13 protein-coding genes are annotated in these 15,598 nt (G+C 56.1%); 7 read left to right on the top strand and 6 right to left on the bottom strand.

Going from position 1 to position 15,598, the window contains the following annotated elements; all coding sequences use genetic code 11:
- The first annotated feature begins 2 nt into the window (after positions 1-2).
- Entirely contained in the window at positions 3-527 is a 525-nt protein-coding gene (locus tag Q1Q75_RS18830; RefSeq protein ID WP_300673852.1) for a peptidylprolyl isomerase, read from the top strand.
- Between the two features lie 198 nt (positions 528-725).
- Entirely contained in the window at positions 726-1,382 is a 657-nt protein-coding gene (locus Q1Q75_RS18825; protein WP_300673850.1) for a metallophosphoesterase family protein, read from the top strand.
- Between the two features lie 26 nt (positions 1,383-1,408).
- On the opposite strand, the gene Q1Q75_RS18820 is transcribed toward Q1Q75_RS18825, so the two are convergent.
- Together Q1Q75_RS18820 and hcp are read right to left on the bottom strand one after the other, a co-directional pair.
- On the bottom strand, positions 1,409-2,443 hold the full coding sequence (locus Q1Q75_RS18820; RefSeq protein WP_300673848.1) for a DUF3187 family protein: 1,035 nt from the start codon (positions 2,441-2,443) through the stop codon (positions 1,409-1,411).
- A gap of 211 nt (positions 2,444-2,654) precedes the next feature.
- Entirely contained in the window at positions 2,655-4,367 is a 1,713-nt protein-coding gene (gene hcp, locus Q1Q75_RS18815) for a hydroxylamine reductase (protein WP_366945262.1), read from the bottom strand.
- A gap of 403 nt (positions 4,368-4,770) precedes the next feature.
- On the opposite strand from hcp, the gene Q1Q75_RS18810 reads away from it, so the two are divergent.
- From Q1Q75_RS18810 to Q1Q75_RS18790, 5 genes are all read left to right on the top strand, one after another.
- On the top strand, positions 4,771-5,745 hold the full coding sequence (locus Q1Q75_RS18810) for an ABC transporter substrate-binding protein (protein WP_300673846.1): 975 nt from the start codon (positions 4,771-4,773) through the stop codon (positions 5,743-5,745).
- A gap of 394 nt (positions 5,746-6,139) precedes the next feature.
- Positions 6,140-7,027 (top strand): ABC transporter permease, encoded by an 888-nt coding sequence (locus tag Q1Q75_RS18805; protein ID WP_300673844.1) that lies wholly within the window; start codon positions 6,140-6,142, stop codon positions 7,025-7,027.
- A complete protein-coding gene (locus tag Q1Q75_RS18800) occupies positions 7,024-7,818 on the top strand; it encodes an ATP-binding cassette domain-containing protein (RefSeq protein WP_300673842.1) in 795 nt (264 codons plus the stop codon). Before Q1Q75_RS18805 ends, Q1Q75_RS18800 begins: the two co-directional genes overlap by 4 nt.
- 21 nt (positions 7,819-7,839) lie before the next feature.
- Positions 7,840-8,394, top strand: a complete 555-nt coding sequence (locus Q1Q75_RS18795) for a hypothetical protein (protein WP_300673839.1) — start codon at positions 7,840-7,842, stop codon at positions 8,392-8,394.
- Between the two features lie 153 nt (positions 8,395-8,547).
- A complete protein-coding gene (locus tag Q1Q75_RS18790) occupies positions 8,548-9,624 on the top strand; it encodes a 4Fe-4S binding protein (protein ID WP_300673836.1) in 1,077 nt (358 codons plus the stop codon).
- Between the two features lie 55 nt (positions 9,625-9,679).
- Here Q1Q75_RS18790 and Q1Q75_RS18785 read toward each other — a convergent pair whose 3' ends face one another.
- The 4 genes from Q1Q75_RS18785 to Q1Q75_RS18770 form a co-directional block, all read right to left on the bottom strand.
- Positions 9,680-10,603 (bottom strand): MBL fold metallo-hydrolase, encoded by a 924-nt coding sequence (locus tag Q1Q75_RS18785; RefSeq protein WP_300673833.1) that lies wholly within the window; start codon positions 10,601-10,603, stop codon positions 9,680-9,682.
- A gap of 6 nt (positions 10,604-10,609) precedes the next feature.
- Positions 10,610-12,745: a DUF3141 domain-containing protein gene (locus Q1Q75_RS18780; protein WP_300673831.1), complete on the bottom strand. Its 2,136-nt coding sequence runs from the start codon at positions 12,743-12,745 to the stop codon at positions 10,610-10,612.
- 662 nt (positions 12,746-13,407) lie between these two features.
- Positions 13,408-13,878: a universal stress protein gene (locus Q1Q75_RS18775; RefSeq protein WP_300673828.1), complete on the bottom strand. Its 471-nt coding sequence runs from the start codon at positions 13,876-13,878 to the stop codon at positions 13,408-13,410.
- Between the two features lie 244 nt (positions 13,879-14,122).
- Complete coding sequence (locus tag Q1Q75_RS18770; RefSeq protein ID WP_300673824.1) at positions 14,123-15,199, bottom strand: SUMF1/EgtB/PvdO family nonheme iron enzyme; 1,077 nt, start codon at positions 15,197-15,199, stop codon at positions 14,123-14,125.
- Between the last annotated feature and the right edge of the window lie 399 nt (positions 15,200-15,598).

Genomic DNA, 15,598 nt, shown 5'->3' with positions numbered 1-15,598 from the left:
CCATGCAGGACCTTACCGCTGTATTCAAAACATCCAAAGGCGACATCCGCCTGACACTCTTTGCCGAGCAGACCCCCAACACCGTGGCCAACTTCACCAACCTGGCCAAGCGTGGTTTTTACGACGGCCTCAGCTTTCACCGCGTGATCAACGACTTCATGGTTCAGGGCGGCTGCCCCCAGGGCACCGGCACCGGCGGCCCCGGCTACCGATTTGACGATGAGTTCGTCAAAACCCTCCGCCACGAGCGCCCCGGCGTTCTCTCCATGGCCAACGCCGGCCCCGGAACCAACGGCAGCCAGTTCTTCATCACCCACGTTGCCACCCCCTGGCTCGACGGCAAGCACTCCGTGTTCGGAAGCGTTGTCAGCGAAGCCGACATGGCTGTGGTCAACAGCATCGTCATGGGCGATGAGATCGTCTCCGTCACCATCGAAGGCGACACCGACGCGCTCTTTGAAAAATGCGCCGACAAGCTCGCCGCATGGAATAAAGTCCTGGACAAAGAGTACCCTGCCAAGGCATAGCGCCTGAAAAAAAGGCCTCCGGCGACCCTGCCGGAGGCCAAAGCCTTATCTCAACGCAGATCAAGTCAACGGCCACGCCATCAATGAGTGGGATCTGCCTGAGGAACGAAGGCTGAAAGCATTCATAACCCGCTTTCAAGGTGGCTCACCTTGCCGCCGGAGGCCCTTGTTTTCCACCCCATCCCAGGACCACACCCCATGCAAATCCTTCTTCTCTCCGACATCCACGACCACACCGAGCATCTTTTAAAGCTGAAAGACGCCATTGCCGAGGCGGACCTCGTCTGTCTCTGCGGAGACTTAACCAGCTTTCAAGGGCCGGCCGCTGCCTTGCGAGTGGTTACGGCAGTCAAAAAGCCCCGGGATCAGATGGTGGCGGTTTCGGGAAACTGCGATGAAAAAACGGTGGAAGAGAGTCTGATAAAAGAGGGGATAGGCATTCACGGAAAGATTCGATCGGTGGGTGGGATTTCACTGCTTGGGCTGGGGGGCTCCCTCATCACCCCGTTTTGCACCCCCAATGAATACCGGGAGGAGGCGCTGGCCACGTGCCTGACGCAGGCCATGGAAGAAAACGCCGTCAGCGCCCCGCTGGTGCTTGTCTCCCATCAGCCCCCCATAAACTCATGCGCCGACCGCCTGGCCTCGGGAGTTCATACCGGAAGTCGTGCCGTTCAGGCCTTCATTGAAAGGCACCGCCCCATCGCCTGCCTCACCGGTCATATCCATGAATCCCACGGCATTGAAAAACAAAATGGCACCCTCATCGTCAATCCGGGAGCCCTGGTGGAGGGGCGGTATGCCCGCGTCTTTATCACAAAAAAAGGCGCCGAAGCGGAGCTTGGCACCCTTTAAACCATGAAAAAAACCTTGGGACCTGACTACAGCTTTAACGTATATCCCAACTGCAACCCGGCGTCGGGGCTGTTATCAAAGAAAAACAGATTCTCGATAATCCCGAACTCCAGCACGCCTGGGCCCACGACTTTTTTAAAGCCCAGGGTCATTTCCACAATGGGTTCATCCAGCTCCGGGTAATCGGCCACGCGAGACGCCGTGTTCACCCCGAGAATCCAGGAAAAGGTCTCACTGGACATGTACTCAAAGCTGTTCAGGGTCGTGAATCGATACCGTTCCAGATCCAGGTTGTCATCCCCGTCCCGGGTATAGACCGTCCCCCCCACCCCATGATACCCGGCCACCGGTCCCCACTGCCAGCTCCAGAGCAGTTGAAGCGTTCCGTCGGTACCGCTGCTCTCCTGATCATCATAAATCCGAGAGGTCGGAAGTTTGATGATAGCCCGCGCTGTCAACTGAGGCCACTGGCTCACCAGCACCGAGGCGGAGAGCTGCACATCCCCGGTAATAAACCGCTTGATCTGGTCGCTTTTATCATGAGCCACATCATTTCGATCGACGACAAGGTAATGGGAGCTGTCCCGGGGAAACTCATCCCGGCTGTGCTGCCCCACCCCCACCATGGAATGAAACCCCTCGATAAAGCCGTCCAGAATACCTCCCCCTTGAATCGCCACGGGAATCTGAAACCCAAGGGCCAGGCGATCACTCGCCCGGTAGAGGACCGACGGCGTAAACGCCACGGTCTCCACATCATAGATGAAACTTCCGTATTTTAATTCCGAAGGATCTTTAATCTGCTCCCAGTTCGTGCCGGCATCCGACTCCACATGGTGCACCCAGGTATTCAGCCACCGGACGTCCATGCCCACCTCAACGCGCCCCGGCACCGAATCAGAAAACGGGCTGGCAAAAGAGGGGACCATACGAATGAACTCTCCGGACCCCAGGGCCGGAAGCCGAAAAGGTCCCAGACCTGCGGTGGCAACCCCAGGATAGAGTGAAAGAAAAAACAGCAACGCAGAGAAAACAAAAGCAACGATCGATCGGCAACGCATCCAACACCCCTTCACAATAAAATCCGTATCTCCCCCAGGCCATAAACCATAACCATCACTCATTAACACAAGCCCTGACGAAAAACCACCGACCCTTTGGAAAAAGAAGCCTCCGGCCAGATATCAGCAACACCACGGGTTCCCCGCCAAGAGATCACGCGCAAAAAGACCCTTCTCCACACTGTGAAGAAGGGCCTTTCATCGATTAATTTTACCCGAGCATCGCTTTCAGATCGTCCGCCACCGTGGTGATGGGCATGACATTAAAATTTTCTACCAGCACATTCAAGACGTTCGGCGTAATAAACGCTGGCAGTGTGGGCCCCAGTCGAATGTCCCGGATCCCCAGGGAAAAGAGAGACAAAAGAATCACCACGGCCTTCTGTTCGTACCAGGAGAGAACAAACGAAAGGGGCAAATCGTTCACGCCACACTCGAAGGCATCGGCCAGAGCCATGGCGATCTTGACGGCAGAAAACGCATCGTTGCACTGCCCCACATCCAACAATCGCGGAATCCCCCCGATATCTCCGAGATCCTTATCAAAAAAGCGGAACTTGCCACAGGCAAGGGTCAAGATCACACAGTCTCCGGGGATCTCTTCCACAAGCTCGGTGTAGTAGTTACGCCCGGGCTTGGCGCCGTCACAGCCGCCCACAAGAAAGAAACGGCGGATGTCCCCGCCCTTGACCGCCTCAATGATTTTATCGGCCACGCCCAGAACCGCGTTGCGTGCAAATCCGGTCATGACGGTTTTTGCGGCGAGGTCTTCGGGAAACCCGTCACAGGCCAGGGCCATCTCAATCACAGGGGTAAAATCTTTGGCCTCGTCAATATGGGTGACACCCGGCCAGCCCACAAGACCGGTGGTGAAAATGCGGTCATTGTAGGTTTCCCTGGGTTTCTGGATACAATTGGTGGTCATGAGGATGGCCCCGGGAAAGGCGTCAAACTCTTTGGCCTGATTCTGCCAGGCGGTCCCGTAGTGCCCATAAAAATGAGAATACTTCTTCAGCTCCGGGTAGCCATGGCAGGGAAGCATCTCGCCATGGGTATAGACCTGAATGCCCTTGCCCTCGGTCTGTTTCAGCAGAAGATCGAGATCCTTGAGATCATGACCGGAGACCAGGATCGCCTTGCCTTTCCGAACACCCAGGGGCACTTCCGTGGGAACCGGGTGCCCATAGGTACCGGTGTTGCCATCATCCAAGAGTTCCATGGCCCGAATGTTCACCTCACCGCATTTCAGGCAAAGCCCCACCATCTCATCCAGGCCGATATCCCTGCGCAGGGTGGCGGCCAACGCCTCATAAACAAACCCGGCCAGCGCGTCATCTTCACGACCCAGGATGGAGGCATGATCCCCGTAAGCGGCCAGGCCTTTCAGGCCGTAAGTCAAAATCTGCTTGAGCGAGTTGATGTCGGCGTTGGCCTCATCACCCACGGGCCATCCCACCTTCTCCCCTTCGGCGATGAGATGGGTGACACCAAAATCCTCTAAGACGGCAGATGGATCCCTGGTAAAGTCTGCCAATGCCGGGGCGCTGCCAAAAATTTTGTTCAGAATTTTTTTGATGGCGGACGGATCGGGTTCGCCAGAAAAAGAGGTCTTGCCCCCTTTGGCGGCGACCTTCCCTTTGAGGCTCTCCTTGCGGGTCTCTGCCTCTTCAATAAGGGCCACAAACCGTTGGGGATCAAAATCCACGTTGGTCAGGGTAGAAAAAACCGCCTTCAAGGTGAATCGATCAGTATCGGCATCCACAAGCCCGACCCGACGGCCCTCGGCGGCCACCAGGGCCAGTCCCTTCATACTGTGAATCAAAAGATCCTGAAGAGCTGCCACATCCGGGGTCTTTCCGCACACACCGATGGTCTGACACCCGATTCCCTTAGCCGCCTGTTCGCATTGGTTACAAAACATCATGATCTCCTTGTTTGTTGGATGGCCTCGCGTACAAGTCAAACCGAATCCCTGACCTTCGCCGCCCCGAAAAGGGTGCAAGGCAACATCAGTGCCGACTTAAATGACGATCACATCGTATCTGAATAAAGCGATTCAAAGGGGCACAGCGCTCTGAGCCCCGCTGTATTTTTTAAAGTATGATGGATCATACACACCCTGCCTTCCCGCCGCCTTGACTTAGGTCAAGCGAATCCCCCCTTTTATATGTTCTTATACGTAGAAACATTTTTATTGCCACGGCTGTGGCTTTTGGGTATATATCGGCAAGAAAAAGCCACAGCAGAGATCCCCCGATGGAGGCCGACGCGTTTCACCGGGCACCTGAAGCTTAAAAAACCTGTTCTATGAATGGAGAAGCGAGAACATGAAACGTCTTGTCATTGGCATGCTGGCCCTGATGCTCACCACCGGAACCGCCCTGGCCGAAAAAAACATCACCATCGGTATTTCAAAAATCGTCACCCACCCCGCCCTTGACGCCCTGGAAAAAGGGGTGATGGATGGCGTGGCCGAACGGTTCCCCAACGCCACCTTCGACCTGCAAAACGCCAACGGCGAGCTCTCCACCGCCGCCTCCATCGCCCAGAAGTTCAAAGCAGAGAAGGTGGACATCTCTGTGGGTATCGCCACCCCCACGGCTCAGGCCCTGGTCAACACCATCAAAAACAAACCGGTGATCTACTGCGCCGTTACCGACCCCGTGGACGCCGGCCTCATCGGCTCCTTTGATCAGGGGGAAAAAAACATTGCCGGTGTCTCGGACATGACGCCCGTAAAAGAGCAGATTAAATTTCTGGCCAGCGTCAAAAAAATAAAATCCCTGGGCCACATCTACTCCAGCAGCGAAGCCAACGCCGTGCGCCTGGCCCAACTGGCGGAAGAGGCCTGTAAGGAGCTGGGCATCGCCTTTGTCCCCGCCACCGTCAGCAACTCCGCCGAAGTGAAACAGGCCATCCAGGCCATCATCGGCCGCGTGGACGGCATCTACATCAGCAACGACAACACCGTGGTCTCCGCCCTCTCCGCCATCACCGACGTGGCCGCCAAGCACCACAAACCTGTCATGAGCGCTGACCCCAGCTCTGCCGAAACCATCCCGGTCCTCGCAGCCTGGGGCTTTGACTACTACAAAATGGGCCGGCGCACCGGTCGCCTCGTGGCCGACATTCTCGCCGGGACCGACCCCGAGACCGTCCCCACCATCTTTATGACCGACCCCTCCGATATCGACCTCCTCCTCAACCTGGACGTCGCTAAAACCTTAGGCCTCTCCTTCCCCGAAGACGCCGTCAAAAAAGCCGCCACCCTTGTCAAAGATGGCCAAATCGTGAAACAGTAGCCAGGGGATGATCCCCTGGACCCCAGGTGGCCTCATGTCGGCCTCGATTCTACCGAATCGAGGCCGACATGAGGCGCCATGCGTAAGATGACTTGGTGCGTTTTCGATGATTTGTTCCGCATCGAAGTTCATGTCGTTCGCCGGGGCTCAGGTAAGAGATCCGGGAGACAGTGAGCAACGTCACGCGTTGGATGTGACACAGAGTTTAAACGTAGGGGGTTCACGACTCAGCCTGCCCCGTCTCCGGCTTTAGCTCCGGACCATGCCACCGCCAAGAGGCTAGGGTGCGACAAGCGAAAGGCAAATCGCATTGACAACCAGCTTTCGAGGTGGCTCACCTCGCCGCCGGAGGCACGCTTTTCCAAACAAAACCGAATGCAATTGGATAGACGAGATGATTGAAGGTATTTTTGTTGAGGGCCTGATCTATGGGATCATGGCCCTCGGTGTTTTTTTTACGTTTCGGATCCTGGATTTTCCGGATCTGACGGTGGACGGCTCCTTTCCCCTGGGTGCCGTCATCATGGCCATGGCCATTCAGCAGGGCATCGGACTGATCGCAGGAATCCTGCTCGCTTTTTCCGGCGGCGTGGCGGCCGGGGTGGTGACGGCGATCATTCACAACAAGCTGAAGGTGCCCCATCTCCTGGCGGGGATCCTCACCATGACCATGCTCTACTCCATCAACATCCGCATCCTGGGGAACCGGGCCAACCTGCCCCTGATGCGCAAGGAGACCCTGCTCACCAAGGCAGTGGCCTTCACCGACGGCACTCTTTCAGAGACCTGGACCCTGCTCCTCTTTTTCATCCTCGTGGTGCTGGTCATCAAAGTGTTGATGGACCTCTTCTTCCACACGGACATGGGGCTCACCTTCGGGGCCATGGGGAGCAACACCCAGATGGTGATCTCTCAAGGCGTGAACCCGGCCACGTACAAGGTGATCGGCGTGGGCCTCTCCAACGGACTGGTGGCCCTCTCTGGTGCCTTTGCCGCCCAGTACCAGGGATTTGCCGATGTGAACCTGGGCCAGGGTATCGTGGTCTCCGGCCTCGCCTCGGTGATGCTCGGTGAATTTCTTATCCGCTCCAACCGCATCTCCCTGCTCACCCTGCGGGTAATCATCGGAGCCATTTTTTATAAGGCGATCATGTTTTTAGGCCGTTTTTACGGGTACACCATCCACCTCACCCCCAACGACCTCAAGCTTGTCTCCGGAATCCTGATCATCGGCGCCCTGGTCATCACCCAAATGAAAAAACCGGCAAAGGGGGGCAAATGATTGCCATCGAAAACGCCGCCCTGACGTTTAACGCGGGAACGCCCAATGAAAACAAAATTTTTGAGGCCTTCAATCTCACCGTAAAAAAAGGGGAGTTTGTCACCATCATCGGCAGCAACGGGGCCGGAAAAAGCACCCTGTTCAACCTGCTGGCCGGCACCGTGATGCCCGACGCCGGACGCATCGTCCTAGGCGGCAAAGAGGTGACCAAAGCGCCGGAGTTCAAGCGTGCCCGAACCATCGGGCGCATCTTCCAGGACCCCCTGGCCGGCACCGCCTCCAACATGACCCTTGAAGACAACATGATGGTCTGCCTTAAAAAAGGATTTAAAGGCCTTCGCATCAGCCTCAACCAGAAAAAACGGGAATTTTTCAAAGAACAGCTCCGGTTTCTCGACATGGGCCTTGAAGACCGGCTGAAAGACAATGTGGGCCTTCTTTCCGGGGGACAGCGCCAGGCCCTCACCCTCCTCATGATGGTTCTCTCCCGGCCGGAGCTGGTCCTTCTCGATGAACACACCGCCGCCCTGGACCCCCGCAATGCGGAGATCGTGGAGAGATTGACCACCCATTTTGTAACGGAATACGGACTCACCACCCTCATGATCACCCACAACATGCAACAGGCCATCGACCTGGGCAATCGCCTCCTCATGATGGACGCCGGCGAGGTGGTGCTGGACATATGCGGTGAAAAAATGCAAGATCTCACTGTAGAAAAACTGGTGGCCATGTTCTCTAAAATCCGGAATAAAAAGTTCACAAATGACGAAGCCCTCTTATCCCGCTAACCACAAAGACGGAGCCATACCATGACGCAGATCGGACGCGCCCTTTTCATCCTCACCGCCGCTCTTTTGTTCAGCCTCCCCGCCCACGCCTTTGAAGGCGATCACTTCCTCATGGGCACGCAGGGCGAACAAAGGGGCCACAAGCTGGCCCTGGGCGCCCGGTACCATGATAAAATCAAAGGCATGCCCGAGCTCCCCTTTGACAAAGGGGACTTAAGCTGGCTCCTCGCTTACGAGTACCATGCCCCCCTCGCCTTCTGGCAGCTTGGCCTGGGCTACACCCCCGAAAGCAACACCGACAGCGGTGCAAAAGTCTTCACCCCGCAGATCAACCTGATCTTTAAAGACAGCATCTACCGCCTGGGCGCCGGAGCCCTGAAAAGCTATGTGGACGTGGACGGAGAAACGGACTGGACCGACATCTACTGGCAGATGATCGCCGGTATCGAGGTCCCCCTGGGGGCCCACGCCTCCCTGGGTCTCTACGGCTGCTATGTCTTCAACAAATGGGATGAAATCACCCAAACCGATGACAACGGTATCACCGGCAACCTGCTCCTCTCCGTGGGGTTTTAAAAAGCAGGTCCTCCGCTTTCAAGGGGCATCGCCTTGGAAGCGGATGTGCGAATGCGCTCCGGCGGTTGGGCCTTCCAACACCTCGCATCCGCATAAATGTCGCCTTAATGACAGACGGATTCGACATGAATATGTTATAAGGCGATCGACGTATTGACACTTATCACCGTTCAAACCGAGGTATCCCGTCCCATGTTCAGCCGTCTCACCCCCCGCCGTTGTTCCCAGCTCTTTTTTCTCTGCCTCACCCTCTTTATCGGATGGCGTTTTGCCCTCTGGGTGCTGGCCCTTTCAACGGGCACCCTTCCGACCATCAACAGGCCCCCCGCGGTGGAGGCCTTTCTCCCGTTAAGCGGCCTGATGAACCTCAAATTCACCCTTGGCACGGGGGCCATTCACGGAGCCCATCCGGCGGCGCTTCTCCTTTTTCTTGCTGTCTGCGTCTCCGCGATTCTGGTTAAAAAAAGCTTCTGCAGCTTTGTCTGCCCGGTGGGGTTTGCAGGCGAGATGGCGGGGCGACTGGGGAAAAGGCTCTCCCTTGCCCGGCGTCTTCCCAAGGCCCTGGACCTCCCTTTACGGGGCATCAAATACCTCCTTCTGAGCTTCTTTCTCTGGAGTATTCTCTTTAAAATGCCGGTTCCGGCCGTCGGTGGTTTTCTCTCAAGCAGCTACAACCTCACCTCTGACATCCGTATGTTCCACTTCTTTACCGAGCCCTCCACCGGATCGTTGATCACCCTGGGCCTTCTCCTGGTGCTGCCCCTGGTCATTAAAAACGGCTGGTGCCGTTATCTCTGCCCTTACGGAGCCCTTCTGGGCCTGCTCAGTTTTCTCAGCCCGTTAAAGATCCACCGTAACGAAAGCGCCTGCATCCACTGCGGCCGATGCACCCGAGCCTGTCCCTCTTCCCTTGCCGTGGACCTGTCCACCCTGATTTTTTCCGATGAATGCACCGGCTGCCTCTCCTGCGTGGACGCCTGCCCGGAGAAAGAGGCGCTGCGTCTCTCCACCTCTCCCGATGGAGCCCATTGGTCCCCCAAACTCGTCGCCCTCATCATGGTGTGTCTCTTCCTCCTCACCGCCGGGGCCGGGCGGCTCTCCGGCAACTGGAAGAGCCACACGCCAGATCGGGTGCTTCTCATGGAGGTGATGAAAATGAAGGCTGCAGACGCCTCACCCATGGGAAAAGAATCACCCCAAAAGGCGATACGAAAAGAACCGGCCCAATGACCGCGCGCTGCAACTCTGTGGAGAAATCTGATCTCCAGGGAGGGTTTGGAAACCCTCAGGAGAGGGGACCGACATGTCGGCTGGCGTTGCCGATAAATCCTTTGATACTGTTTTGAATAAAGAAGAGCTCCCGCAGTCGAAGCGGCCCCTCCATATCAAGAAAAGGAAGAATCAGAGGATCGTTTTCCAGGATGGTCTTTAAAATGTTAAGCTCCAGATCCATCCCCACCAAACCCCGACTCATTTCAGAGGCCACGATGGAAGCCCACAAACGAAGCTGCTCCCTGTGCTGCCAGAGAACCCGCCCCCCGAACTCAAAACTCCCAAAATGTCCGTAGCAGAGACGATCCGGCTCAAGTTCCATCAAATTTTCCAGGCTCTGCACAGAGATATCGAAATAAAATGGAGGGGGAGTGGACGGGCGCATATAGGACATGCCAAGCACACCGGCAAAGCAGGCGCCCGCCGCTTCCCCGGTAAAAAGATACCGATCCGTATGATAACTCATATGATGTGATGCGTGTCCGGGGGTGGGCACGGACATCACCGCGTTCGACATAAAGGTTTCCGCAGGCAAAAGACGCCCTTCAGAGACAGGCCGCACAGGCCCGTAATGCCGGGCCGTCTCCCCCAAGACCTTTTCCGAACAGATCTCCAGATGGTGGGGGTCCACGAGGTGGGGGATCCCTCGACTGTGACACACCACCTGGGTTTCGGGAAAAAGAACGGCAAGATCCCCCACCGCACCAGCATGATCAATGTGGACATGGGTCAGGAGAATATAATCCAACCGATTCACTCCCAACGAGTCCAGCGCTTTCACCAAGGCTCCGGCTGTCACCGACGGCCCTGTGTCCACCAGGAAGGTCACCTCGCCCACATAGATCCATGCAGACAAAAAGCTCTCGTATCCCGGAATGGGGGGATTCAACGCCACCAGAAACAGGTCGTCAGCCACTTTGTAAAGGGTATGCTCCATAAAGCCTCACAAGGTTTGTCGATCTTTTAACAATGCCTCCAGATGACTCAACAGCCCTTTTGCAGCCGGGTCCACATCCCCAGCTCCTTCCAGACTCGCCCGGAATATCGCCGTGGCGGTCAGGCGGTCCTCGGGACTCTTGATGAGCTCTGGCAAGGTGCTGATGGCCAGTTCACGGCTGACTTTCAGCAGTTGCGACTGATCTTTCACCACCTTTTTCACCTCGGGCAGCGTCATCTCCTGCAAATATTTCTGCCCCTTCAGCAAAGATTCCATGGTGGTCAGCTGCTGTTTATCCACCACCTGCTTCACACTCCCCAGGACCAGCAGGCCGCGCATCAACCCCTGCAGAAAGCCCCCCTCGACCATGCGCGAAATCCAGTGTTCCCCGTGGGGCTCTTTTTTCAGGTCCTCGCACCCCACATCCAGAGGAGGATCCGGGATATCCAGAGCCTCCTGAAGAATAAAATGGGCCATCGGGTTGTCGTACATCCCATAGAAAAGTAACTCGGAGGCGGTGTCCCGAATATCCCGGTATCCGTTCAAAAGCGACACGACGGAATCGGATAGAACCTGCTCCACCTTACGGAAAGAATTATCCTCCGGGGCTTCCATGCGATAATCCCGAACATAAGGGGCCCAGGCGCTGGCCATACGGGTCACAGGGTTCATGCTTGAAACGGCATAAAGGCGCTGCCTCAAGGGAGAACTCTCCCGAATCACGGTGGCCATCACTTCGTTTCCCCAGGGTTTCACCAGGGGGCTCAGGATCGCCTCATAAAGTTCCTGGATCATTTCAGATGCTTTTCGTACATTTTCGAAGGGGCCGGCATCCTTGCCTCCCTCACCGCCCTCTCCTCCCTTCAGTTGCGTGAGATCCCGCACTTCAAAACGGACCTCCCCTTCTTCATCGATGATCATCTCGTAAAGCCCCGGTGCAAGAAATTTTGCCAGCCCCACGCAATCAATGAGCTCCTTATGCTCTTTCAGGATCACGCGCTTCGACACAAAAATGCCCAAATGGCCAATATCTTCATGAAGCAGGTAAACAATCACCTGATGTCGCACCTTAATCTCAGAAACGGTCCCCCAAACCCGTTCAATCCATCCCAGGGCCTGCTCAGGCGGCGTGATATTGTCCCCTTTGGAGGCAAAAACAATAATGGGGTCTTTCAGCTTTCGAAGGTCCACGATCTCACCGCTGCCTCCCTCCACACGCCCCTCCTCCAGGCGGTTGCCCACAAAGAGATCCTGCACCACAAACTGGATCTCCTCTTTGGTCATAAACACAAAACCATTCCACCACCGCTCAAAAAAGATATAACGATCCCGTTCAGAGTCCACCGATCGCCAGAGGTTGTAGTCCTTATTCCAGAGGCTATTGGCAGGATTGAGGTCCTCGAACCCCGAGACCAGCTGGGCACCGTCAAAAATACCGTTCCCCAGGTCTGCGGAAAGGGACGCGAGCCAAACGCCTCCGAAAAGACCTCCGCGATATCGCATGGGATTTTGCGTATCCCGCCCCGCCCAGTAAGAGAGGGGCGACCCGTTCAAAATCAAAGGCCCGGTAATATCGGGACGGTCCGCAGCGATCAATGCCGCCGCCCATCCCCCCTGGCAGTTGCCGATGATGGCCGGCCGCTCGGCCTCGGGGTGAAACAACCGAATCACCTTGAGAAATTCGATGTGGGCTTTAAACACATGGGACAAGGTTTGACCACGAACCGGCTCCTGGGTAAAAATCATGAAATAGACGGGATGATCCTTGCGCATGGCCATCCCCACCTCCGACTCCTTGCGAAAGCCTCCGATACCCGGGCCGTGCCCGGCCCGGGGGTCGATGATCACCACAGGCCGGGCATCGGCGGGGATCTTCCGATCCGAGTCAGGGGTAATGCGCGCCAGGGAATAGTTCACCGGATCGTCCAGGTCTCGCCCGTTGAAAATCACTTCGTAGTCAAAGTGAAGCACCGGCGGCAGCCCCTTGCGATTCTCCTCAATAAAATTGTCACCCTGCTCCCGCTTGGTGTCGAGAAAAAGGGTCATCCGTTGCCCGAAATCTACTTGGTAGGCAAGGGCTTCGTTCATCAACGCACAACCATCCGAAAACATGGACGCATACGTTGAAAAGGGGTTTTCCATGGGTTCCTCCCCTGTAAAAACACGTGGGTGTATGATTGTGTCATGCTGATCTATTGAAGATTTTTTTAACTATTCAGATTGTGCCTCCGGCGGCCCTGCCGGGGGCTAAACTTTTGAAAAGTTTAATAAACAGGTTTCAATGAATAATCTCATATTTACACGGAATCAAAGGCATCTGTGATTTGACCTGAGGAATTCGCCTACGGCTACGCCGTGACATGGGGGCGAAACACATCTGCAACCAGCTTTCAAGGTTGCACACCTTGCCGCCGGAGGCTTTTTTTAGAGTTGAATAGCTACGCTTTTTTTATAAAAAGCCACGCTCAGCCCCCCCTTGTGCGGGACAAAACAGGCCACGAGAGTCCCGGCTGATCTCTCCGGTTCACCAGATTACGAGGCGATCAATGAATGAAGACGTGAAAAAAATGAACGGCAGCGTTCGTTGCCTCAGGCGGCCGGGACACGAACAAAGCCCCCTGCCGCGACGGATCCGATGGCGTAGAGAAGAGGATAAAAGCACAGTGCGGGAGGCCGAGCGTTCCCAAGGGCAGGAAGCCCCCGTGGAATCACCCGGCACAATCAATGGGTTGGCATCAATCGCCGTAAAAGAAGACGATCACGAGATTCCGAGACTAAAAATAAGCCCCTTTTTTTCCAGCCCCTTAGACGGACGCGTCGGCAGATCTGGCAATCATCACGGAACAGATCGCCTTGTGGGCCACACGTTTGGCAATGCTGCCAAAAAGGACCAGCCCCATACCGGAAAGGCCGTAGGAGCCCAGCACAACCAGGTCGCAGCCCGACTCCTCCAGGTGATTGAGAATTTCCGTGGAGACATGACCGTCCAGCACCACATAGCGGGCCTTCACCCCCCCGGGAATCGTCGAAGCATAGTGTTTCTGAAGTTTCTCCTCCACGTGAAGAACGATATTGCCGTCCACCGTATCGTCAAAGGTCACGGAGGTGAAAACAGGGTTGTCGAAATCGGTCACCACGGGGTTCACTGGGGGGGGCACCACATGGAGAATCTCTAAAACCGCATCGAATTTCTTGGCGAGGAGGGCGGCGGTCTGAACCGCCACATCGGCATTCTTGGAAAAATCTGTGCAACAGGCAATGGTATGAAAGGTCATGGCCTCTCCTTCCCGGCTCCGCTGGCCGAATAGTATGGGGGTGGCCTGGCATCAAACAGCGCCTCAATGGCGCTGTTCATCAAGGGCAAAGGCCCCCAAATCCAGAACGAAAGACGCCCACCCAGAAAATCCGCGATGGAAACTACCTCCCAAGGTTCTGCGCCCCGGCCGAATGCACGGCACCCACAGGCAAGCGCACAACACATCAGAAATGGCATTATTATAAAGAAGTTGCATAGGCAAATCAATGTGTATCGGTCGGTTGGCTTGATTCCCCTTCCAGAAGAAGCCGGAATCCCACGTCATCAGCCGCGAATCGCGACGATGAGACAGGGCGAAGGATGCCTCCCGAGGCCTGGGGGGAATCGGCCCAGCCGCCCCCCACAAGAAGCCCGAAGGATCCGTCGCCATCCTCCGGCGCAGTCAGCCACTCCCAGACGTTCCCGGTCATATTCTCGATCCTGGCTCCCCTTCCGCTGAAGGCCCGCGGGCCACACCGCGAACATTCCGAGCCCCCCGCCGGCCACTGGTCACAGGGGTAGCCCCCGTAAGCCACGCAATTGTTTCCCATAAAACACGGGGCCTCATCTTCAGAAACAGCCAGGGCTCTCTGCCACTCCTTAAAGGTCGGCAGGCGAAACCGTCCCCGCCCGATGATATTCATCCGCATGAGGAAGGTGTCGATCTCTTCTCGGGTGACGCTGTCCACCGGACAGTCCTCTCCACAGGTAATAAACCACGAGGGGTTGTACCCCATCACCATCCGCCACTGGGCCTGGGTTACCTCACTGACCTGAAGATAGACAGGATGCATGGGGTCCCCGGGAATCCGAAAAAAATCCATCCCGGGCATCACGGTCATCGTCGCCTCCGAGGGCCCCTCCATGTGGGCGTAAGCGCGCCGGGCAAGGGAGGCGAACCGCCTGTCCACGGATTGACGTCGATCCATATCCCGACCGGAAAAAAGGGCCGACCCGGTCTCAAGATCGATGATCTCCAGGAAAAAGGCATCCTGGCCACCCGGAGCCGCCCAGCGCCCCCGCACACCCATATCGGCTTCAAACACTTCCCCCACAAGGGCCAGACAATCCGTGATGGACCTCGTCTCTTCACGGCACAGGGAGAGGGCCGCTTCCACCCCCTCCCCTTCAAACAGGCGAAAATGGGTTGTCAAATGCGTCGCAAGGGTCTCCTGAAAAAAAGAGACCTCTGCCTCCGGTCGCCCCGGGGCATCAAAAGGAAAAAGAACCAGCCCATGGCTGAAGGCGGCAGATGAATAAAACAGAAGGCAAAGACACGGAATCAAACGGATCGTCGTCATCGCACCTCCCCGGCACGGAACGCCTCATGAATCCAAGAATTCCCGCAGGCTCAACCGACATCTCCAGACAAAAAAGGAGAGGGCGCTGGCCACCCAACGAGTTGATTTCGAAACAGAATTCTCGAGTAATAACTACCGCCCGAAAGGGCATCACGTCAAAGAAAGGATAAAACAGCCTGTGCCTCCGGCAGCCCTGCCGGGGGGCTAACCCGGACATTTCATGAGAAAACAATCAGTGCTAAGGAATAATCGGTGATTACAGTTCTTTGCAGTAATATTTTCAGTCGTTTCAAAAATGCAAAATGTAATCCACGGTATTCTGTCTGATTTTCTCACCCTTCGGGCGAGCCGGGTGCACTCATCTGCCGCGTTATCAGAGCTTTGAGGTAAACCACTACA

The organism is Desulfoluna sp., assembly GCF_030145185.1.
In the GTDB taxonomy this organism is placed as follows: domain Bacteria; phylum Desulfobacterota; class Desulfobacteria; order Desulfobacterales; family Desulfolunaceae; genus Desulfoluna.
The sequence above is the reverse complement of the archived record's forward strand: the minus strand, read 5'-3'. Positions and strand labels throughout refer to the sequence as shown.